Source organism: Paracoccus subflavus, assembly GCF_004310345.1.
GTDB lineage: Bacteria > Pseudomonadota > Alphaproteobacteria > Rhodobacterales > Rhodobacteraceae > Paracoccus > Paracoccus subflavus.
This window is the reverse complement of sequence record NZ_SISK01000003.1, coordinates 29,715-50,875: the sequence shown is the minus strand read 5'-3', so window position 1 is coordinate 50,875 and position 21,161 is coordinate 29,715. Positions and strand designations below refer to the sequence as shown.

17 protein-coding genes are annotated in these 21,161 nt (G+C 66.6%); 13 read left to right on the top strand and 4 right to left on the bottom strand.

All coding sequences use genetic code 11. The features are described from left to right. The first annotated feature begins 11 nt into the window (after positions 1–11). The 8 genes from EYE42_RS05310 (at position 12) to EYE42_RS05275 (ending at position 8,213) form a co-directional block, all read left to right on the top strand. Positions 12–680, top strand: coding sequence for an HAD family hydrolase (locus tag EYE42_RS05310; protein WP_130990283.1), 669 nt, complete (start codon positions 12–14; stop codon positions 678–680). Then, positions 677–1,636, top strand: a complete 960-nt coding sequence (locus tag EYE42_RS05305; RefSeq protein WP_130990282.1) for a sugar-binding transcriptional regulator — start codon at positions 677–679, stop codon at positions 1,634–1,636. The genes EYE42_RS05310 and EYE42_RS05305 overlap by 4 nt, the downstream gene beginning before the upstream one ends. 144 nt (positions 1,637–1,780) lie before the next feature. After that, positions 1,781–3,106 carry an ABC transporter substrate-binding protein gene (locus EYE42_RS05300; protein ID WP_130990281.1) on the top strand — a complete coding sequence of 442 codons (1,326 nt, stop codon included), beginning with the start codon at positions 1,781–1,783 and terminating at the stop codon, positions 3,104–3,106. A gap of 99 nt (positions 3,107–3,205) precedes the next feature. Next, positions 3,206–4,075 carry a carbohydrate ABC transporter permease gene (locus tag EYE42_RS05295; protein WP_130990280.1) on the top strand — a complete coding sequence of 290 codons (870 nt, stop codon included), beginning with the start codon at positions 3,206–3,208 and terminating at the stop codon, positions 4,073–4,075. 12 nt (positions 4,076–4,087) lie between these two features. Next, entirely contained in the window at positions 4,088–4,912 is an 825-nt protein-coding gene (locus EYE42_RS05290; RefSeq protein ID WP_130990279.1) for a carbohydrate ABC transporter permease, read from the top strand. 11 nt (positions 4,913–4,923) lie between these two features. Further along, the gene (locus EYE42_RS05285) at positions 4,924–5,925 is read left to right on the top strand and encodes an ABC transporter ATP-binding protein (protein WP_130990278.1); all 1,002 of its coding nucleotides are present in this window, start codon (positions 4,924–4,926) and stop codon (positions 5,923–5,925) included. Next, positions 5,925–6,698: an L-iditol 2-dehydrogenase gene (locus EYE42_RS05280; RefSeq protein ID WP_130990277.1), complete on the top strand. Its 774-nt coding sequence runs from the start codon at positions 5,925–5,927 to the stop codon at positions 6,696–6,698. Before EYE42_RS05285 ends, EYE42_RS05280 begins: the two co-directional genes overlap by 1 nt. A gap of 42 nt (positions 6,699–6,740) precedes the next feature. Continuing rightward, positions 6,741–8,213 carry a mannitol dehydrogenase family protein gene (locus tag EYE42_RS05275; protein WP_130990276.1) on the top strand — a complete coding sequence of 491 codons (1,473 nt, stop codon included), beginning with the start codon at positions 6,741–6,743 and terminating at the stop codon, positions 8,211–8,213. A gap of 27 nt (positions 8,214–8,240) precedes the next feature. Here the strand turns inward: EYE42_RS05275 and EYE42_RS05270 are convergent, their stop codons facing one another. The 4 genes from EYE42_RS05270 to EYE42_RS05255 form a co-directional block, all read right to left on the bottom strand. Further along, entirely contained in the window at positions 8,241–8,897 is a 657-nt protein-coding gene (locus EYE42_RS05270) for a YjbF family lipoprotein (protein WP_130990275.1), read from the bottom strand. Beyond that, positions 8,894–11,080 (bottom strand): YjbH domain-containing protein, encoded by a 2,187-nt coding sequence (locus EYE42_RS05265; RefSeq protein ID WP_130990274.1) that lies wholly within the window; start codon positions 11,078–11,080, stop codon positions 8,894–8,896. The genes EYE42_RS05270 and EYE42_RS05265 overlap by 4 nt, the downstream gene beginning before the upstream one ends. A gap of 122 nt (positions 11,081–11,202) precedes the next feature. Continuing rightward, complete coding sequence (locus EYE42_RS05260; protein WP_130990273.1) at positions 11,203–12,075, bottom strand: COG3650 family protein; 873 nt, start codon at positions 12,073–12,075, stop codon at positions 11,203–11,205. Between the two features lie 106 nt (positions 12,076–12,181). Further along, the gene (locus tag EYE42_RS05255) at positions 12,182–13,564 is read right to left on the bottom strand and encodes an L-serine ammonia-lyase (protein ID WP_130990272.1); all 1,383 of its coding nucleotides are present in this window, start codon (positions 13,562–13,564) and stop codon (positions 12,182–12,184) included. 228 nt (positions 13,565–13,792) lie between these two features. Here EYE42_RS05255 and dusB point away from each other — a divergent pair, with 228 nt between their 5' ends. The 5 genes from dusB (at position 13,793) to ntrX (ending at position 21,101) form a co-directional block, all read left to right on the top strand. Continuing rightward, positions 13,793–14,791, top strand: a complete 999-nt coding sequence (dusB, locus tag EYE42_RS05250; protein WP_130990271.1) for a tRNA dihydrouridine synthase DusB — start codon at positions 13,793–13,795, stop codon at positions 14,789–14,791. Further along, positions 14,788–15,906 carry a two-component system sensor histidine kinase NtrB gene (locus EYE42_RS05245; RefSeq protein ID WP_130990270.1) on the top strand — a complete coding sequence of 373 codons (1,119 nt, stop codon included), beginning with the start codon at positions 14,788–14,790 and terminating at the stop codon, positions 15,904–15,906. Before dusB ends, EYE42_RS05245 begins: the two co-directional genes overlap by 4 nt. Positions 15,907–15,918: 12 nt before the next feature. Then, on the top strand, positions 15,919–17,376 hold the full coding sequence (locus tag EYE42_RS05240; protein WP_130990269.1) for a response regulator: 1,458 nt from the start codon (positions 15,919–15,921) through the stop codon (positions 17,374–17,376). Between the two features lie 72 nt (positions 17,377–17,448). After that, positions 17,449–19,713 carry a sensor histidine kinase NtrY-like gene (locus EYE42_RS05235; RefSeq protein ID WP_130990268.1) on the top strand — a complete coding sequence of 755 codons (2,265 nt, stop codon included), beginning with the start codon at positions 17,449–17,451 and terminating at the stop codon, positions 19,711–19,713. Further along, positions 19,710–21,101, top strand: coding sequence for a nitrogen assimilation response regulator NtrX (gene ntrX / locus EYE42_RS05230; protein ID WP_130990267.1), 1,392 nt, complete (start codon positions 19,710–19,712; stop codon positions 21,099–21,101). The genes EYE42_RS05235 and ntrX overlap by 4 nt, the downstream gene beginning before the upstream one ends. Positions 21,102–21,161 lie beyond the last annotated feature (60 nt).

The window sequence follows — 21,161 nt, the reverse complement described above, 5'->3', positions numbered from 1 at the left end:
GGGGACGGGCCATGGGCATCGGGCTGATCATTCTGGATTGCGACGGCGTGATCGCCGACAGCGAGATCCTGTCGGCGACCGTGCTGATCGACCAGTTGGCCGCCCTGGGGATTGCGGTGACGCCCGAGGACGTGCGCCGCGATTTTCTGGGCCGCAGCTTTCCCACGGTCGCCGCCACGATCCGGCGCCAATTCGGCAATCCCCTGCCGCCCACGTTCGAGGCGGATTACCGCAGCCGCCTGCTAGACCGCTTTGCCACCGACCTGCGCCCCACGCCGGGCGTTCTGCCGATCCTGGAGGGTCTGCCGCTGCCTGCCTGCATCGCCACCTCGTCCAGCCCGCAGCGGGTCGAACGGACCTTGCAGATTCTGGGCCTGTCGGGGCGGTTCCCGGTCTTTACCACCAGCCAGGTTCCGCGCGGCAAGCCCGCCCCGGACCTGTTCCTGTTTGCAGCCGCCCGGATGGGGTTTCCCCCGGACAAGGCCCTGGTGATCGAGGACAGCACCCCCGGCATTGCCGCAGCCCAAGCCGCGGGGATGCGCGTCCTGCACTATGCCGGGGGCGCGCATCTGCGCGGCCTGAACCGCACGCCATCGGCAGGCGGCGTGCAATCCTTTGACACTTGGGAGGAATTCCCCCAACTGTTGAGCGATATTCAAGCAGGAGCCCGCGTCCCGTGAGCACCACCCGGTCTTCCCCCGAGTCGGTTCGGCTGGACGATGCGGCCCGCGCCGGCTGGCTGTATTACGTCGCGGGCAACACCCAGGACGAAATCGCCCGCAAGCTGGGCGTCAGCCGGCAGTCGGCGCAGCGGCTGGTGGCGATGGCGGTCAGCGAACGGCTGATCAAGGTTCGCGTGGATCACCCGATCGCCCGCTGCATGGATCTGGCCCAGTCCCTGTCGGACCGTTTCGGCCTGATGTCCTGCGAGGTCGTTCCGTCCGATCCCGACGCGCCGGGGCTTTTGACCGGCATCGCCATCGCGGCGGCGGCAGAACTGGAAAAGACCCTCAAGTCGCCCGAACGCCGGATCATCAGCCTGGGAACGGGCCGGGCGCTGAAGGCGACGGTCGAACAGCTTCCCCGCATGGCCTGCCCGCAGCACGTGGTCGTGTCGCGGCTGGGCAACATGATGCAGGACGGTTCGGCCACCCCCTATAACGCGACGATCAGCCTGGCCGAAAGGATCGGATCGCCGCATTATCCCTATCCTCTGCCGGTGCTGGCTCGCGATCCTGCCGAACTGGCGATCATGCGTCAGCAGGAAGCGGTGCGCAACACCATCAGCCTGTGCGAACAGGCCCATATGTCGCTGGTCGGCATCGGACAGATGGACCGCAACGCCCCCCTGGTCGTTGATGGCTTTGTCAGCGGGGCCGAGATGGAACAGCTTGCCGCCAGCGGCGCGGTGGGCGAGATCACAAGCTGGGTCTATGACCAATCCGGGCGGGTGATCGACTGTGACTTGACGGCCCGGGTCGCCTCTGCCCCGTTGCCCCATGCCGCCGAACGGCCGGTGATCGCCGTCGCCACGGGGGCCGCAAAGCTGGCCGCGATTCGGGCGGCCCTGATCGGTCGGCTGGTCAATGGCCTCATCACCTCAGAGGCAACAGCCGAGCGTCTGCTGGCACCCTGAAGGGCTTAGGACACTTGCGCAAGAATGTTACGGCTTTGGCCGAACAGATTTGCATGTCACACTGAAGGATTGACAGACCAGGCAATATCTGTGAGTATTTGCCCGTCAGTGTGGCAAATGCCCAGATGACATGGGGAGGATAGCATGACCATCACATTTCGCGCCCTGCTGGGTGCGACGGCGCTGTGCGCCACTGCCGGACTTGCCGGGGCGCAGGATAGCGTGACCTTGACGATCGCCACCGTGAACAACGGCGACATGATCCGGATGCAGGGCCTGACCAGCGAATTCACGGCCGCAAATCCGGGTATTCAGGTGGAATGGGTGACGCTCGAGGAAAACATCCTGCGCGAGCGGGTGACCACCGACATCGCCACGCAGGGCGGCCAGTACGACATCCTGACCATCGGCACCTACGAGGTTCCGATCTGGGCCGCGCAAGGCTGGCTGGTGCCGCTGGACGACCTGGGCGATGACTATGACACCGACGACCTGATCCCCGCCGTGCGCGACGCCCTGTCCATGGACGGAAAGCTCTATGCGGCGCCCTTCTATGCAGAGTCCGCCATGGTGATGTATCGCACCGACCTGGCCGAGGCCGCCGGCGTGACCATTCCCGAGGCGCCGACCTGGACGGACATCATGACCGCCGCCCAGGCGATGACCGACAAGTCCGCCGAGCAATACGGTATCTGCCTGCGCGGCAAGCCCGGCTGGGGCGAGAACATGGCTTTCCTGACCGCCATGGCCAACAGCTATGGTGCCCGCTGGTTCGACACCGACTGGAATCCCCAGTTCGACAGTCCCGAATGGCAGGCCACGCTGACCGATTACCTGACGATGATGAACGAATACGGCCCTCCGGGCGCGTCGTCGAACGGCTTCAACGAAAACCTGTCGCTGTTCCAGCAGGGCAAATGCGGCATCTGGATCGACGCCACGGTGGCCGCCAGCTTCGTGACCGACCCCGAGGATTCGACCGTGGCCGACAAGGTGGGCTTTGCGCAATTCCCCAACAAGGAAGGCGTGGACAACCGCGGCAACTGGCTGTGGGCCTGGTCACTGGCCATTCCCGCGTCGTCGGACGCACAGGACGCCGCCAAGACCTTTATCGCCTGGGCCACGTCCAGGGGCTATACCGAACTGGTGGCCGGCAAGGAAGGCTGGCGCGCCGCGCCTCCGGGCACGCGGGCATCGCTTTATGAAAACGCGGATTACCAGGCCGAGGCGCCCTTTGCGGCGATGACGCTGGCGTCGATCAATGCGGCAAATACTCAAAAGGCATCCGTTCAGGACATCCCCTATACCGGCGGCCAGTTCGTTGCGATCCCCGAATTCCAGGGCATCGGCACCGCCGTGGGCCAGCAGTTCTCGGCCGCCTTGGCCGGGCAGATGTCGGCTGAAGACGCCCTGGCTGCTGCGCAAGCCAATACCACACGCGAAATGACGCGCGCGGGTTACATCAAGTAACGATTATCAGTTTCGTTACCTGCGACGGCACCGCCCGGCCCCTCCTCCGGGCGGTGACCACCGGGGGCCCTTGCCCCCTTGCCAAAGGGAGTTTCCGCGATGGCCACCCGCCAGACACAAGGTCTTGCCCGGCTGATGCGCGCGCCCGCCATCATCTTGCTGTTCATCTGGATGATCGTGCCGCTGTGCATGACGCTGTATTACTCGTTCCTGAACTACAACCTGCTGAACCCCGGCATGACCAGTTGGGCGGGTTGGTTCAACTATCAGTATTTCTACAGCGACCCCGCGTTTTTCGAGGCGATCGGGAATACCCTGATCCTGGTTCTGGGCGTGCTGTTCATTACCGTGGTCCTTGGCATCGCCATCGCCATGCTGATCGACAAGCCGATCTTCGGTCAGGGGATCGTGCGGATCCTGGTGATCTCTCCGTTCTTCGTCATGCCGCCGGTCGCGGCGCTGATCTGGAAGAACATGATCATGCATCCCAGCTATGGGGTGCTGGCCGATGTGGCGCGGTTCCTGGGCGTGCAGCCGGTGGACTGGTTCGCCCAGTATCCGCTGTTCTCGATCATTCTGATCGTGGCCTGGCAGTGGCTGCCCTTTGCCACGCTGATCCTGCTGACATCCCTGCAATCGCTGGACACCGAACAGATGGAAGCGGCCGAGATGGACGGGGCGCCCGCTTACAGCCGGTTCCTGTATCTGGTGCTGCCGCACATGGCGCGCGCGATCACGGTGGTGATCCTGATCCAGACGATCTTCCTGTTGGGCATCTACGCGGAAATCCTTGTCACGACCAATGGCGGTCCGGGCACGGCTTCGACCAACCTGACCTTCCTCATCTATCGCGCGGCCCGTCTGAACTTCGACATCGGCGGCGCGGCGGCGGGAGGCATCATCGCCGTCATCCTGGCCAATATCGTCGCGGTCTTTCTGATGCGCGCCGTCGGCCGGAACCTGGATTGAAGGAAGGACCCCATGGCACGCGCAGTATCCCGCAACACCAAGATCGGCTGGACCATCGCCGCATGGGCCGTGGCGCTGCTGATCTTCTTTCCGATCCTGTACACGATCATCACCAGCCTGAAGTCCGAACAGGAGGCCATCGCGGGCTTTGACCTGATCCCGTCCTTCACGCTGGAAAGTTACCAGACGGTCCAGTCGCAGAACAATTACTGGCGGCCCTTTACCAATTCCGTGATCCTGGCCGTCGGGTCCACCCTGCTGGCGCTGATCGTGGCGATCCCGGCGGCCTGGGCGATGGCCTTTTCGCCCACCAAGCGGACCAAGGACATCCTGATGTGGATGCTGTCCACCAAGATGATGCCCGCCGTGGCCGTGCTGGTGCCGATCTACCTGATCTTTCTGCGCACCGGGCTGATGGACACCCGAATCGGGCTGACGGTCCTGCTGATGATGATCAACCTGCCGATCGTGGTCTGGATGCTGTACACCTATTTCCGCGAAATTCCGGGCGAAATCCTGGAGGCCGCGCGGATGGACGGCGCCACCCTGCGCGACGAGATCCTGTATGTCCTGACGCCCATGGCAATCCCCGGCATCGCCTCCACGCTGCTGCTGAACATCATCTTGGCCTGGAACGAGGCGTTCTGGACGATCCAGTTGACCACAACGAATGCCGCGCCCTTGTCGGCCTTCATCGCGTCCTTCTCCAGTCCGCAGGGGCTGTTCTGGGCGAAGCTGTCGGCGGCATCGGTCATGGCGATCGCGCCGATCCTGGTGCTGGGCTGGTTCAGCCAGAAACAACTGGTCCGAGGCCTGACCTTCGGCGCCGTGAAATAAGGGAGCAACACATGGGACAGATAACCCTGCAAGGCGTCACCAAGCGGTTCGGCGAGGTCGAGGTGATCCCGCCGCTGGATCTGACCATCGAGGACGGCGAATTCGTGGTCTTCGTCGGCCCGTCGGGCTGCGGCAAATCCACGCTGCTGCGCCTGATCGCGGGCCTCGAGGATGTCAGCGCCGGGGACATCCTGATCGACGGCAAGAACGCCACGGATGCGTCGCCGGCCAGGCGTGGGCTGGCGATGGTGTTCCAGTCCTATGCGCTGTATCCCCACATGTCGGTCAGAAAGAACATCGCCTTTCCCCTCAAGATGGCGGGCGTGTCCAAACCCGAACAGGACCGTCGGATCGAGGCTGCGGCCAAGGCGCTGAACCTGACCAGCTATCTGGACCGCCGCCCCGGCCAGTTGTCGGGCGGTCAGCGTCAGCGGGTCGCCATCGGCCGGGCCATCGTCCGCGAGCCGTCCGCGTTCCTGTTCGACGAGCCGCTGTCGAACCTGGATGCCGCGCTGCGCGTGGGGATGCGGCTCGAGATCAGCGAACTGCACAACCGGCTGAAGACGACGATGATCTATGTCACCCACGATCAGGTCGAGGCGATGACCATGGCCGACAAGATCGTGGTCTTGCAGGCCGGCCGGATCGAACAGGTCGGATCGCCGCTGGATCTCTATCTGCGTCCGAAGAACGTCTTTGTCGCGGGCTTTATCGGCAGTCCCAGGATGAACCTGTTTTCCGGTGCAGCGGCGGCGGAATACGGGGCCATGACCATCGGCGTACGTCCCGAACATATCCGTATCTCGGGCCAGGGCGGCAAGTGGAAGGGCCGGGTGGGGGTCAGCGAACACCTGGGTTCGGACAGCTTCTTCTATGTCGAGGACACGGGCCTTGCCGAAACCATCACCGTGCGCGCCGACGGAGAGGTGACGCTGCACCATGGCGACACCGTCTGGCTGACCCCGGACGAAGGCAAGATCCACCGGTTTGACACGAACGGAGACCGCATCTGATGCAACGACTGAACGGCAAGCGCGCCCTGATCACCGGCGCGGCGCGGGGCATCGGCCTGGAATTCGCCCGCGCCTATCTGGCCGAAGGCGCCCGGGTCGCAATCGGCGACATCAACATCGACGCTGCCCGGAAGGCGGCGCAGGGGCTGGGCGACGGCGCCATCGCCGTCCGGTTGGACGTGACCGACCAGGCATTGATCGATGCCTGCGTGGCGCAGGTAGAGGATGCCTTTGGCGGCATCGACATCCTGATCAACAACGCGGCCCTGTTCACCGCCGCGCCCATCGTCGAGATCACCCGCGCCGATTACGACCGGATCTTTGCCGTCAACGTATCGGGCACCCTGTTCATGATGCAGGCCGTGGCGCGCGGCATGATCGACCGGGGGCAGGGTGGCAAGATCATCAACATGGCCTCTCAGGCGGGCCGGCGGGGCGAGGCCCTGGTCGCCGTCTATTGCGCCAGCAAGGCCGCCGTCATCAGCCTGACCCAATCGGCGGGGCTGAACCTGATCGCCCACGGCATCAACGTGAACGCCATCGCGCCCGGCGTGGTCGATGGCGAGCATTGGGACGGCGTGGATGCGTTCTTTGCCAAATACGAAAACAAGGCCCCCGGCCAGAAGAAGAAGGAAGTGGGCGCGGCCGTGCCCTTTGGCCGCATGGGCACCGCCGCCGACCTGACCGGCATGGCGATCTTCCTGGCCTCGTCCGAGGCCGACTATATCGTCGCCCAGACCTATAATGTGGACGGCGGCCAGTGGATGAGCTGAGGTCATCCGTTTCCCATCCCCTGACGAAAAGAAGGTCCAGCCATGGCCGTTGATCTGTCTGAAACAACCCTGTCGGCCCTTTCCGATACGGTGGGCCGCCCCGGATACGACCGCGCGGCCCTGCGCCCCGGCATCGTCCATGTCGGGGTGGGCAATTTCCACCGTGCCCACATGGCCTGGTACCTGGACCAACTGTTCGAGATGGGCGAAGGCCATGACTGGGGGCTGATCGGCGCGGGCGTCCGGGCCGGCGATGCGGCGATGCGTGACAAGCTGGCGGCACAGGACTGGCTGACTACGGTCGTGGAACTGGACCCCAGGGGCCTGAACGCGCGGGTGATCGGCTCGATGGTCGATTTCGTGCCGGTCGATCCGCAGGCGGTGATCCGCGCAATGGCCGATCCCGCCATCCGCATCGTGTCGCTGACCATCACCGAGGGCGGCTATTACGTCGATGCCAAGACCGACGGGTTCGATGCCGCCCATCCCGACATCGCCCATGACGCGGCCAGCCCGGACGCGCCGAAAACGGTCTTCGGCATGATTTTGGCGGCGCTGCGCCGCAGGCGGGATGCCGGGGCCGAACCCTTTACCGTCCTGTCCTGCGACAACCTGCCTGAAAACGGCCATGTCTGTGCCCGGACCGTCACCGAACTGGCGCAACTGTCTGATCCCGCCCTGGCGGAATGGATCCGCCATGCCGTGGCCTTTCCCAATTCCATGGTCGATTGCATCACCCCTGCCACGTCAGACCGAGAACGCGCCCTTGTGCGCGACCATTTCGGCATCATCGACGCCGCCCCCGTGGTGTGCGAGCCGTTCCGCCAATGGGTGCTTGAGGACAATTTCCCCCAGGGCCGTCCTCCGCTGGAAAAGGTGGGTGCGGAATTTGTGGCCGATGTCAGCCGCCATGAGTTGATGAAGCTGCGCATCCTGAACGGCGGCCACGCGGCCATCGCCTATCCGTCCGCGCTGCTGGGCCATCACTTTGTCCATGACGCCATGGCGGACGACCAGATCGCGGCCTGGCTGCGGACCCTTGAAACGCAGGAGATCATCCCGACCCTGCAACCGATTGCCGGTGTCAACTATGACGATTATCTGGACCTGATCGTCAGCCGCTTTGCCAACCCCGAAATCGGCGACACCATCCCGCGCCTGTGCCTGGACGGATCGAACCGGCAGCCGAAATTCATCCTGCCGACCCTGGCCGACGCGCTGAGGGCCGGCCGTGCCGTGGACGGGCTTGCGCAAGAGGTCGCCTTCTGGTGCCGCTATTGCGAAGGCACGGACGAGGCGGGAAACACGATCGCGCCGAACGATGACAACAGCGACGCATTGCGTGGCCATGCCATCGCCTCGCGCAGCGATCCGCTGGCATTCCTGAAAAACCGGGCGGTATTCGGCACCCTGGGCGACAATCCGGTGTTTCAGGAAGCCTTCGCGCGCAAGCTGAAGCTGGTGCAGGACCAAGGGGTGCGCGCGGCCATCCGGGCCTATCTGAGCGGGGCGTGAAACCGGCCCCCTCGGGCCGGTTGGCCGTCAGGGCCGCAGGGTCTGGATCGTGACATAGCCAAGCGCCGGGCCGACCCATTGACGCGAAACGGCGATCTGGCCGTCCTGGACCATATAGCTGTTCTGAAAGCTCGTCCCATGGCCCTGACAGGTTTCGACGGTAACGCCGGCGCGCGGGCCCGCCCCGACCGTGCAATTGAACTGCAAGGGCCGTTCAAGCCCGTCGCCCGCGTAATAGCGCATGATGCGGGGGGCCGTGCCCGGCGCGCCTGCGCGGATCAGCGCGTCGGTCGCCGGCTCGGCCACGGACAGGTCGTTGCCCAGGCCCCGTGTTCCGACCAGCATTCCGCCGCGCAGGATCAGCGCCTCCTCGGCGGGGGTCATGTATGTGCGCAGGGCGCCGTTCTGGCCGGTCAGGGCCATGACCTGCGTGCGGCCCAGCGATTCGAACCCGACCTGGATCAGCGGGCCGGAATTGACGCGCAGGGCCTCGGCCGCGGCCTCCCCGGGCGATTTCGGCGGGGCGGGGGGCTCGTCGCCCGCCGCGCGACGCTGTGCAACCGTCTGGGCCGCCGTCTGGGCCAGAACGCCCAGCGGCCCGATGCCCCGGTCGTCGTTCCCGCAACCGGCAAGAACCGCCATCAGCGATGCCCCCAACGCGATCTTCAAGGCGCCGTTCATCATCGCCAGAACCTCCCCCAGCCTTCATAGAGTTTGGCGGAATGGCTGTCGCGCACGTTGTCGTACAGGCGTCCGTTGACATTCAGTTGCGCGCCGCCGTCGCGCGACAGCGACCGCAGCCTTGTGCTGACCCGATCCTGTGTCGGCTGGCCCGTGGCCCATCCCAGCGGAATGGACAGGGTGACACCCTTGTCAAAGCTACCCTCGCCGAATTCCTCGGCCGACAGATCGGTCTTGGTGGCAAAGGCTCCGATGCGCCAGCCGTTGGCGAATTCGCGCGTCACGGACAGCGTGGCCCCCTTGTCGCCTGCCAGATACTTGCCGACGTCCAGTTGCGCGGTAAAGCCTTGCGGGAATTCGTAATAGGCCGAGACATGGCCCATCGTCACTTCATAGTCGCGGAAATCGAACAACTGGTCGAAGTCGCGCTTGCGGACATGGTTCACCTCGGCGCCCAGGGCCAGGGGCGAATTCGCGGGCTTCCACAGAACTTCGGTCGAAACACCGCCGTAGGCGCGTTCCAGGATGCCGGCCGTCACGCGCGTATAGACGGCGGGCGCGGGCTTGGCATACCAGGCCAGGGTCAGTTCCGGGATCGTGGGCTTGTTGTTGCCGCTGTACATGCGTGTGTCGGACCGCACCCGAGGCACGCCTTCGGGCGTGGTTTCCAGCGCGGGATTGTCGCGGTATTCGTCAAAGGTATAGTTTCGGCCGCGCTGGCCGGGGATCGCGGGACCGCGCCGTTCGATGTTGCCGAATGCCCTCTGGCGGATGGCTCCGGTCAGGATCAGGCCGGGCGCGATCGTATATGTCGCCCGCGCCTGTCCGCCGCCCTCGTAGGTCAGTCCGTCCTTGGCGCTGAAGAACCCCAAGCTGAGATAGGGCCGGACCGACCAGCGGAATCGGGGATAGATCCCGTCGGTCTGGACAAGCCCCGGCGCCGTGGCGGGCGCATCCGTAAGCGCCGAGACGGCGGCGATCTGCCCGGCCTCGGTATTTTCCAGCCGCTCGATGTCGGACCGGCGAAGCGTCACCGACGAGGTGGGTATCCCCTGAGCCGTCGAGGTGATGACGAAAGTCTCGACCGAGGGGGGCAAGGCGCGGGTCATCAGGCGCGCGGTGCGGCCGATCGCCTCGGCGTGGCTGACATAGCGCGTGTTGTTCACCCGCACCTCGGCCCGGCCAGGGCTCAGAGCCATGCTTTCCAGCGCCTGCCCTTCCTTGGCCATGGCGTCGCCAAGCGCGGTCTGGATCGCCGGCTGTGCGGTCGGATCCTGCGACCAGACGCCGGACCAGCCGTCGGGATCGGCCGCGGGGGCCGGGCGCGGGCGCACGGGGGCCGGCGCCTTGGCCAGTCCCGAGGGATAGGGCGACTGACGCGGGTTCAGCATGATCGAGAACTGGGCGCCAAAGGTGTTGCCGCCGATTGTGTAAAGGCCCGCCTGATAGGTTTCGCCAAAGCGATAAAAAGCCGCCAGGTTCAGGTTGCTGTCGGGCGCCTTGCCCTGCTGAAAGACCTGCCCGGTGTTGTAGCGGGCAATATGGTCGTTCGCAGAATATTCCGCCACCACGTCGAGACGGTCGTTCACCTGCCAACTGACCGATGCAAAGGGCTTGGCGCTGCCGCGGAACCATTCATCCGCATTGGGCGTGCCGCCCTCGTCGCTGGCGTCGATAAGGCGGGGCTTGCCGGCCAGAACGCCCCAGCCCAGGCCCGCCGTGACCCGGACCCTGGGGGTGACAGTCTTGGTGGCAACGACGTATTCGCCCGAATACACGCCGGTCCCCAGAAAGTCCTGAAGCCCGACCGCGACCGCCGGGCGCCAGCCCTGTTCCTCGACCAGTTGCACCCGCACGTCCAGCGACCGGTCCGTGATGGCTTCCTCGTTTTCGAACTCCCGGACTCCATCGACGCGGGAATAGCGCAGCACGGTCGTCACCTGGGGCAACACCTGGAACACCATGCTGCTGCGGCGGCCGTAATCGGACCAGGAAATGGTGGCCCCCAGGGTGCCTTCGGGCAGCATTTCGGCGGTGGGGGCGTCGATCCCGCCCGCCAGTCCATAGCTGGACATGCTGCGTCCCCGAAGCGGTTCGGCCACGGCGGTCGTGCCGGCCGAACCCAGCACAAGGGCCACGGGCAGGGTGGTTGCCATCAGGCGTCGGAAAAGGCGGGAACGGCGCATGGCGTGTCCTTGGTTCGTGCTGTGGCCCGGATCATAGGGGCAAACCGTCGTGTTGCCACCCCGGCGGCGCAGGATGGCGGGCACCCTGCATCTGTGGCGCCACAACCGGGGCGGTCAAGGGGCTATTGGCTCTCGTCGGTGGTGGTATCCGGGGTCGCGCCGCCGGTGGTCAGGGGCGGCAGGACGGTGATCGGAGGCACCACCGATGCCGGGGCCTCGGCCGCGGGGGGCGGCGGCAGTTCGGCCGTGCCTTCCGAGGCTGGCGTGCCGCCCGCGCCGGACGGGGTCGCGGTGGATGGTTGCGACGGGGACGCGGCGGGTTCCGCTGCCGGTGCCGTGGCCGGTTCGGCCGCGGGCGCGGCAGGGGCGGCTGGCGCGGTTTCGGCGGCAGGCGTCGATGCCGGCGCGGGACGGGCCGCGGCCGGGCGGGGTGCCGCCTGCCGGGGCGCTGCGGGGGCAGGTGCCCGTGTTGCAGCGACAGCCTGGGCGATTTCGGGCGCTGCGGGGGCGGCGCAACCGGCCTGCGTCTGACCCGATACGGTCAGCCGCGCGGTGAAGGGAAACCGGTCGCCAGACATGCTGTCGGTGCATTCCGCGGCCCTGACATTCAGCACAAAGGGACGTCCCCCGCGCACCCCGACATATTCCACGCCCTGCGCGAAATTAAGCCGGTTCACGCGGATCGGCTGGCCGGACTGGTTGTCGGGCGTCTTGTAGATGGCGGTGCTGCCCGCCACGTCCACGGCCCAGAAAGGCTCGTTCCCGCGGGCGCTGAAGGCTGGGGTGTTATAGGTGCTGGCCTCGGCGGTGGAAACCGGCCTTGCTTCGTCCCCTGTCTCGATGGCCTGTTCCAGCGGCGAAACGCCGGGCGGGCCGCGATGCCCTGGGGCGGCGGCGGCGGTTTCCGACCCGGCGCCCATGCCGGGCAGGGTGACGCCCTCGCAGGCGGCAAGCGGCAGGGTCATCAGCGCGATGAGGGCAAGACGCGGTGTCATCGTTGGACCTTCTTTCGGGATCACTGTCGCGCCAGCGTTACCAACCGCCGGGCGGCGGCACAAGCAGGCCCGGCGCCGGGTGGCAATGCCCCGCCGGAAAGCCCCATCAACAGTTCGGCACGTTGACCGCCAGCCCGCCCAGCGAGGTTTCCTTGTACTTGTCCGACATGTCGCGGCCGGTCTGGCGCATCGTCTCGATGGCGGCGTCCAGCGGCACGAAATGGGTGCCGTCACCGCGCAGCGACAGGCTTGCCGCGCTGACGGCCTTGATCGCGCCCAGGCCATTGCGTTCGATGCAGGGCACCTGCACCAGCCCACGCACCGGGTCGCAGGTCATGCCAAGGTGATGTTCCAAGGCGATTTCCGCCGCATTTTCCACCTGCTCCGGGGTGCCGCCCAGGACCGCGGCCAATCCCGCCGCCGCCATGGCGGATGCGCTGCCGACCTCGGCCTGGCATCCGGCCTCGGCCCCGGAAATGCTGGCATTGTGCTTGACCAGCCCGCCAATGGCCGCCGCCGTCAGCAGGAATTCGGGAATGTCGCGTTCGGACGCGCCGGGCACATGGTCCAGCCAGTATCGGATGACCGCAGGCACGGTCCCCGCCGCGCCGTTGGTGGGCGCCGTCACCACCTGTCCGCCTGCCGCGTTCTCCTCGTTCACGGCCATGGCATAGGTGGACATCCAGTCGTTGATGACATGGGGCGCGGTCAGGTTCATGCCGCGTTCGGCCAGAAGCTTTTCGTGGATTGCCTTGGCGCGGCGCTTGACCGACAATCCGCCGGGCAGGATGCCGTCGGTCGAAAGGCCCCGGTCCATGCAGTCGCGCATCACCTGCCACAGGCGCATCAGCCCGTCGCGGATTTCGGCGTCGGTGCGATAGACGCGTTCGTTGTCGTGCTTCATTTGGGCGATGGACTTGCCCGACGACGCGGCCATGGCCAGCATCTCGGCGGCGCTGGCAAAGGGGAACGGCACGGCAGGCGCATCGTCGCTGCGCCCCTCATGGCCCTTGCGGGCCAGTTCCGCATCCGTCAGCACGAAGCCGCCGCCGATGGAATAATAGATGCGGTGAAAGATCACATCGCCCTGCGCGTCGGTGGCCGACAGCGTCATGGCGTTCGCATGGCCGGGCAGGGCGTGGTCAAAGTCGAAGCGCAGGTCGCGGTCGGGATCAAACGCCAGATCGCCCAGCCCCTCGGGCGACAGCACACAGGTTTCGCGGTTCTTCGCCAAGGCGGCCTCGGCCGCCTCCCTGTCCAGGGTGGCGGGAACAAAGCCCGCAAGGCCCAGGATGGTCGCCCGGTCGGTCGCATGGCCCCTGCCGGTAAAGGCAAGACTGCCGTGCAGGCTGGCCTTCAACCCCTGCGCGCGGAAGGGCTGCTGGCGCAGGTCCTCCAGAAAGCGTGCGCCCGCGACCATCGGACCCATCGTGTGCGACGACGAGGGGCCGACGCCCACCTTGAACAGATCGAAAACCGACAGGAACATGCCGTCCCCCTTGTGACTTGGTCTTGTCTACGCGTCTGTCGGCGGGACCGCCACCGGGATTGCGGCAAGGCCATCGGATCTTCGCGACATGTCCGCAGACACGTGCGCTGCCCTATAAAAAGGCGTATTGCCTGTTTTAAGGGCATTGGACGGCATGACGAAAGACCTGGCAGCGACCCCGGCCAAAGCGATCTTGCGACAGCAGCAGGCGGGGTAAAGGAACAACATATGCAGTTCGGCGAACCGATCATCCTTGGCGACACGCGGCTTGGACCGCCGGTATTTCTTGCGCCCATGGCGGGAATCACCGATCTGCCGTTTCGCCGCGCCGTTGCGCGATACGGCGCGGGATTGATGGTCAGCGAAATGGTCGCCTCGACCGAAATGGTGACGCCGCGCCCGTCCACCCGCGCCGCCGTCCGCGCCAAGGCCCTGACCGAAGGCGCGCTGCCCGTCAGCGTGCAGATTGCGGGACGCGAGGCGGGGGCCATGGCCGAAACCGCCCGCATCGTCGAAGCCATGGGCGCCCGGATCATCGACATCAACATGGGCTGCCCCGCGAAAAAGGTCACGGGCGGTCTGTCGGGCGCGGCGCTGATGCGCGACCTGGACCACGCGCTGAGCCTGATCGACGCCGTGGTGGGTGCGGTCGCCGTGCCGGTGACGCTGAAGATGCGGCTGGGCTGGGACGACGACTGCCTGAACGCGGCCGATCTGGCCCGCCGTGCCACGGATGCGGGCGTGCGGATGCTGACCGTGCACGGCCGGACGCGGGCGCAATTCTACAAGGGCAGTGCCGACTGGACGCGCATCCGCGATGTCGTGACCCTGCCGGGCCGTCCGCCGCTGGTCGCCAATGGCGATGTGGTGGACGCGGTCTCGGCCCGTGCGGCGCTGGCCGCTTCGGGGGCGGATGCGGTGATGGTGGGACGGGGGGCGCAGGGCGCGCCCTGGCGGCTGGCGCAGATCGCGCACGATCTGACGGGCGCCCCGGCGCCGGATGTTCCGCAGGGCCAGGCCCTGGCCGATGCCGTGGCCCAACATTACGAGGATGTTCTTGATTTCTATGGCATCGACCTGGGCCTGCGGGTCGCCCGCAAGCATCTGGGCTGGTATGCCGACGCGAACAACGCCCCCCTGCGCGACCTGATGCTGCGCGCGGACAGCCCCGCCGCCACGCTGGCCCTGATCCGCCAGGCCTTTGGCGACGCGCGGGTGGCCGCATGACACGGCGCAGCCCGGCGGGATTCCAGGAGGTTGATCCCGGTCCGGGCTGGGAGGCCCTGCCGCTGCCCGCCCTGGTGCTGGACGCGCAGGGCCGGGTCGCGGCGATGAACGACGCGGCCGAGGTGTGGCTGAACCTGTCGCGCAATTCCACCCTGGGCCGGGCCCTGGACGGCGACGAGATGATAACCCGCCTGCGCATCCAGCCGCCCTTGTGCCCGTTGATCGCGCGCGTGATCAACAGCGACGAGGCGCTGTATCAACCCAATGTCCGGTTCGAGATCGGCGACCGCGCGGGCGGCCACCAGGATCGCCGCGCCCTGGTCCACGCCGGTCCGGCAGGCCCGATCGGCGGGGCGGTGACGCTGCTGCTGGTGCCCCTGGACGAGGGGTCGATGCAATCGCAGAACCGCGCCGTGCGCAGCGCCGCCCGCAGCGCCATCGGCATGGCCGAGATGCTGGCGCACGAAATTAAGAACCCCCTGGCAGGCATCCGGGGCGCCGCGCAACTGATCGGCATGAATGCATCCCCCGAGGACCGCGAGATGGCCGAGATGATCGTCAGCGAATCGAAACGCATCGTGTCGCTGCTGGAACAGGTGGAACGGTTCGGCGACACCTCGGCCCCGAACCTGCGGCCCATCAATGTCCACGACGTCCTGGAAAAGGTCCGCCGGTCCGCCGCCGTGGGCTTTGCTCAGAAAATCGGCATCGTTGCGGAATACGATCCGTCCCTGCCGGATGCCCTGGCCGATGCCGACCAGTTGACCCAGGTCTGCCTGAACCTGGTCAAGAACGCGGCCCAGGCGCTGACGGAAACCGACCATCCCGCCATCCGGTTGCGCAGCTTTTACGACCATGCCTTGCGCCTGCCCCCCGACGAGGCCGATCCCGCCGGCCGCCCGCTGCCCTTGCAGATCGAGATCGAGGACAACGGCCCCGGCCTGCCCCCCGCCATTGCCGACCAGGTCTTTGAGCCCTTCGTATCGGGGCGCGAGAACGGCACCGGCCTGGGGCTGGCCCTGGTCAGCAAGATCATCACCGACCACGGGGCGCTGATCCGTGTGGATTCCCGCCCCGGCCGCACCGTTTTCCGCATATCATTGCCCAAGGCATAAGGACCGAACGCCATGGACGGAACCGTTCTGATCGCCGACGACGACCGCACCATCCGCACGGTGCTGACCCAGGCGCTGACCCGCGCGGGCTGCCGCGTCCATGCCACCGGCAGCCTGGCGCAACTGTCGAAATGGGTCGAGGAGGGGCGCGGCGATCTGGTCATCACCGACGTGATGATGCCCGATGGCAACGGCATCGACCGCATCCCCGCCATCCGCGAGGCGCGGCCCGACCTGCCGGTGATCGTGATCTCGGCCCAGAACACCATTGTCACCGCGATCCGCGCGACCGAAGCCGAGGCCTTTGAATACCTGCCCAAGCCCTTCGACCTGCCCGACCTGATGACCAAGGCGAACCAGGCGCTGTCGCGCCGCCCGCGGAAATCCGACCTTCTGCCGGAACCGATCCCCGCGCCGCGTCCCGCCGCCGATCCCGCCATGCCCCTCATCGGTCACGCACCCGCCATGCAGGCGCTGTTCCGCATGGTGGCCCGCGTGCTGAACGCCGACCTGCCGGTCCTGATCGCGGGCGAACCCGGCGTGGGCAAGACCACCATCGCCCGGTCGTTCCACGACCTGTCGGACCGGCGCGACCAGGGGCTGGCCATCCTGACTTCGGCCGATGCGGGCGAGGAGGCAATCACCCGCGCGGCCGACAGGGCGCGGGGGGGCACGGTGGTCATCGAAAACCCGGCCGGCTTCGACCCCGCGGCCCAGGCCCGGCTGATCGGACTGATCGAATCGCTGGAAAACGGCCCCGACCGGGCCATGGCCCCGCGCATCGTCGCCACCACAGGCCCAGACCCCCAGGCGGATGTGGCCGCCGGACGGCTGCGGTCGGACCTGTATTACCGGCTGGCGGGCGTCACGGTCACGGTGCCGCCCCTGCGCGCGCGGGTCGATGACATCCTGCCCTTGGCGGGCCATCTGCTGGCCCGCGCGGCGGCACAGGGCCTGCCCGACCGAACGCTGGGCGACGACGCGGCGGGCCTTTTGCGCGCCCATGCCTTTCCCGGAAACGTGCGCGAACTGGAAAACATGATGCGCCGCCTGGCGCTGACCGCCAGCGGCACGGCAATCACCGCCCTGGAGATGCGCGAGGCGCTGAGCCAGCAGAACAGCGCCCGCCCGGCCCCCGTCGCTGCCTTGCCGCTGCCGGTGGCACCCGACATGCAGAGGGCGGCGCCAGGGGCCGGCTATCCGCTGGGCGGCGGCACCGGTCCCTTGTCGGATTCGGTCGAGGCGCATCTGCAACGCTACTTCGACCTGCACGGCGACAGCCTGCCGCCGCCGGGCCTCTATGACCGCATCCTGCACGAGATCGAACGCCCGCTGTTGCAGGTCGCCCTGGATGCCACCGGCGGCAATCAGCTTCGCTGTGCCGACCTGCTGGGAATAAACCGCAATACCCTGCGCAAAAAGCTGACCGAACTGAATATCGAGGTGACACGACGCCGCAAACTGATGTAAAAGCGCCACAGGGGGCATGGCTATAGTATCGGCCATGCCACAGGAAGCCGCGTCAGACGGCAAGTGGGGGCTATGGCAGAGGCCGCATCAGGGCTGAGCTGGGACAGGCTGGCAGGGGTCAGGTTGCCGCGTCACTGGCGCGGGGCGACGATGGCCGGGATACTTCTGGTGGGCATCGTCCTTGCGGTGGCCACCACAATGGTGCTGGGCCCCCTGGCCCAAGGCGCCGAAAGCCGTCTGCTGCGGATGATCCTGCTTCTGGATCTGGCCTATCTGATCGTCCTGATCGGCGTCATCGTGCTGCGGATGGCGCGTCTGATCACGGCCCGGCGCAAGACCGCCGCCGGATCGCGGCTGCATGCGCGGCTGGTGCTGATCTTTGCCGGTCTTGCCCTGGTCCCCGCCGTGCTGGTCGCGCTGTTCGCCGGCTTTCTGGTCAATATCGGCCTTGAAGGCTGGTTTTCCGGGCGGGTGCAGCAGGTCGTCACCGCCTCGCAGGCGGCGGCCGAAGCCTATCACGAAGAACATCGCCGCGACCTGACCCAGGACGCAATGGCGCTTGCCGCCGTGCTGACCCAGGCGGGCAGAGCCAACCCCCTCATTTCTGACGGGGAATTGCGGGTGCTTCTGGGGCAGGGGCAGGCCCAGATCCAGCGCGGGCTGCGCGAAGCCTATGTCATCAACGGCAATGCCCAGATTCGCGCGCGGGGCGAACGGTCCTATCTGTTCTGGTACGAGGCGCCGCAAGGCGCCGATCTGGACCGTGCCCGGACGGAAAGCGTGGTTCTGATCGAGGATTGGCGCAACAACGAGTTCCGCGCCCTTGTCGCCCTGCCGCCGCTGGCCGACCGCTATCTGTACGTGACGCGCGATGTCGACGGCGAGCTTCTGGGCCTTCTGGACGATACCCGCGCCACTGCCGGCAGCTATCGCCAGTTGGAACAGACCCGCAGCCAGGTGCTGTTCGAATTCTCGCTGGTCTATCTGGCCTTCGCGTTGCTGCTGGTCGCCGCCGCCGTGCTGCTGGGGCTGTGGTTCGCCTCGCGGCTGTCCAGGCCCATCGGTCTGCTTGCCAAGGCCAGCGAACAGGTGGGGCGGGGCGATCTGGACGTCCAGGTACCCGAACCCGACACGGGCGACGAGATCCAGACGCTGGGCCGGTCCTTCAACCGCATGACCCGACAGCTCAAGGCGCAACGGGCCGAACTGATCGACAGCTATCGCATCGGCGACGATCAGCGGCGGTTGTTCGACAATGTGCTGTCATCGGTCACGTCGGGGGTGATCGGGCTGGATGCGGCGGGGGAAATCGATTTCGTCAACCGCTCGGCCAGCCGCCTCCTCGGGCTGGATCCGAAAGGCGACATCGACGCGCTGCTGTCCGAAGCCGTGCCCGAATTCGCGCCCCTGTTCGATCGCCTGTCTGCGTCGGTGGCCGAGACCGTGCAGGACGAGGCGCGGCTGATGCGCGACGGCCGGGTGGAAAGCCTGCTGGTGCGGATGGCCGTCCGGCGCGGCACCGATGGCGAGCTGGAAGGTTATGTGGTGGCCTTTGACGACGTGACCGAACTGGTCAGCGCGCAGCGCATGGCCGCTTGGGGCGACGTGGCGCGCCGCGTGGCGCACGAGATCAAGAATCCGTTGACGCCCATCCAGTTGTCCGCCGAACGCCTGCGGCGCAAGTTCGGCAAGCTGGCCAGTGCCGAGGACAAGGCGTCCCTGGAACAATACACCGATGTGATCATCCGCCAGACCGGCGATCTGCGCCGGATCGTGGACGAATTCAGCCGCTTTGCCCGGATGCCCGAACCCGACCGGGCGGAAACCGATCTTGCCGCCCTGCTGCGCGAGGTCGTGCTGCTGCAACAGGACGCGCTGAAGGGTGCCCTGGTGTCCGACATCCCGGATCAGCCGGTGATCGTCGATTGCGACGGGGGGATGCTGCGCCAGGCCCTGACAAATCTTGTCAAGAACGCGGGCGAGGCGGTCGAGGAAAAGGCAGAAAGCCCGCCCGACGGCTGGAATCCCCAGATCGCGGTCGCCCTTCGTGCCGACCATGATGCGGTCACGATCCGCATCGCCGACAACGGCCCCGGCCTGCCCGCCGACCGGTCGCGGCTGTTCGAGCCCTATGTGACCATGAAGACGGGCGGCACCGGCCTGGGCCTGCCCATTGTCAAGAAGATCGTCGAGGAACACGGCGGCAGTCTGTCCCTTTCGGACAGGCCCGACGGACAGGGGGCGGTCGCCGAAATCCGCCTTCCGCGGGAAAGGCATCCCGTGCGCGGCACCCAACGAAAAATCAAAACAAAAGAAGACGAGGCAGCACCGACATGAGCGATATCCTGATCGTTGACGATGAACGCGATATCCGCGAACTGGTCGCGGATATCTTGAAGGACGAAGGGTTCGAGACGCGGCTTGCCGCGAATTCGGACGAAGCCATCGCGGCGCTGAACCGGCAGCAGCCCGCGCTGATGGTTCTGGACATCTGGCTCAAGGACAGCCGCATGGACGGGATCGACATCCTGAAACAGGTCAAGCGCAACAACCCCGACGTGCCGGTCATCATCATTTCCGGCCACGGCAACATCGAGATCGCGGTGGCCGCGATCAAGCAGGGGGCCTATGACTTTATCGAAAAGCCCTTCAACATCGACCAGTTGATGGTGGTGGTGAACCGCGCGATGGAAACCAGCCGCCTGCGGCGCGAAAACAGCACCCTGCGGCGCGGCGGCGACAAGGCCCCCGAGATGCTGGGCCATTCCGCCGCCTTCAAGCGGCTGCGCGACGCCCTGGACAAGGTGGCGAAATCGAACGGCCGCGTCATGCTGTCTGGCGAGCCGGGCACCGGCAAGGAAATGGCCGCCCGCTATATCCACGCCCACAGCCCGCGCGCGCAGGCGCCCTTCGTCACCGTGCCCTGCGCCACCATCGAGCCCGAGCGGATGGAGGAGGTCCTGTTCGGCCGGGAAACCCCCGAACGGGGGATCGAACCCGGCCTGCTGGAGCAGGCCCATGGCGGCGTGATCTATTTCGACGAGGTGGGCGACATGCCGTTGGGCACGCAGCCGAAAATCCTGCGCGTGCTGACCGAACAGCAGTTCGTGCGCGCAGGCGGCGCGGACCGCGTGCGCGTGGATTTGCGGGTCATTTCCTCGACCAATCGCGACCTGCCGGCGGAAATCGCGGCAGGCCGGTTCCGGCAGGAGCTGTACGACCGTCTGAACGTGGTGCCCGTGGCGGTGCCCTCGCTGATCGACCGGCGCGACGACATCGCCCCCCTGGCGCGGCATTTCATCGAGGTCTGCCACCGCACCCAGGGCCTGACCCCGCGCGACCTGCCCGATGAAACGGTGGCCGCGCTGCAGTCCATGCGCTGGCCGGGCAACATCCGCCAGTTGCGCAACGTGATCGAACGCGTGCTGATCCTGGCCGAGGGGTCCGGCCCGATCCAGCCCGCCGAACTGGAACCCCAGGGCGCCACCCCCGACAACAGCGACGCCCTTGCCCTTGGTCCCCAGATCACCGCCATGGCCCTGCGCGAGGCGCGCGAGATGTTCGAGCGCGAATACCTGGTGGCCCAGATCAACCGCTTTGGTGGCAACATTAGCCGCACCGCCCAGTTCGTGGGCATGGAGCGCAGCGCCCTGCACCGAAAGCTGAAATCCCTGGGCGTGATGAGCGGGATGCGGTCCGAGGACGAGATGATGATGGGTAAATAGGGTCTGGGGCGGGGGACGCACCGGCACGGTTGCGCCGCGCTGCCCGCAGGCATAGGCATG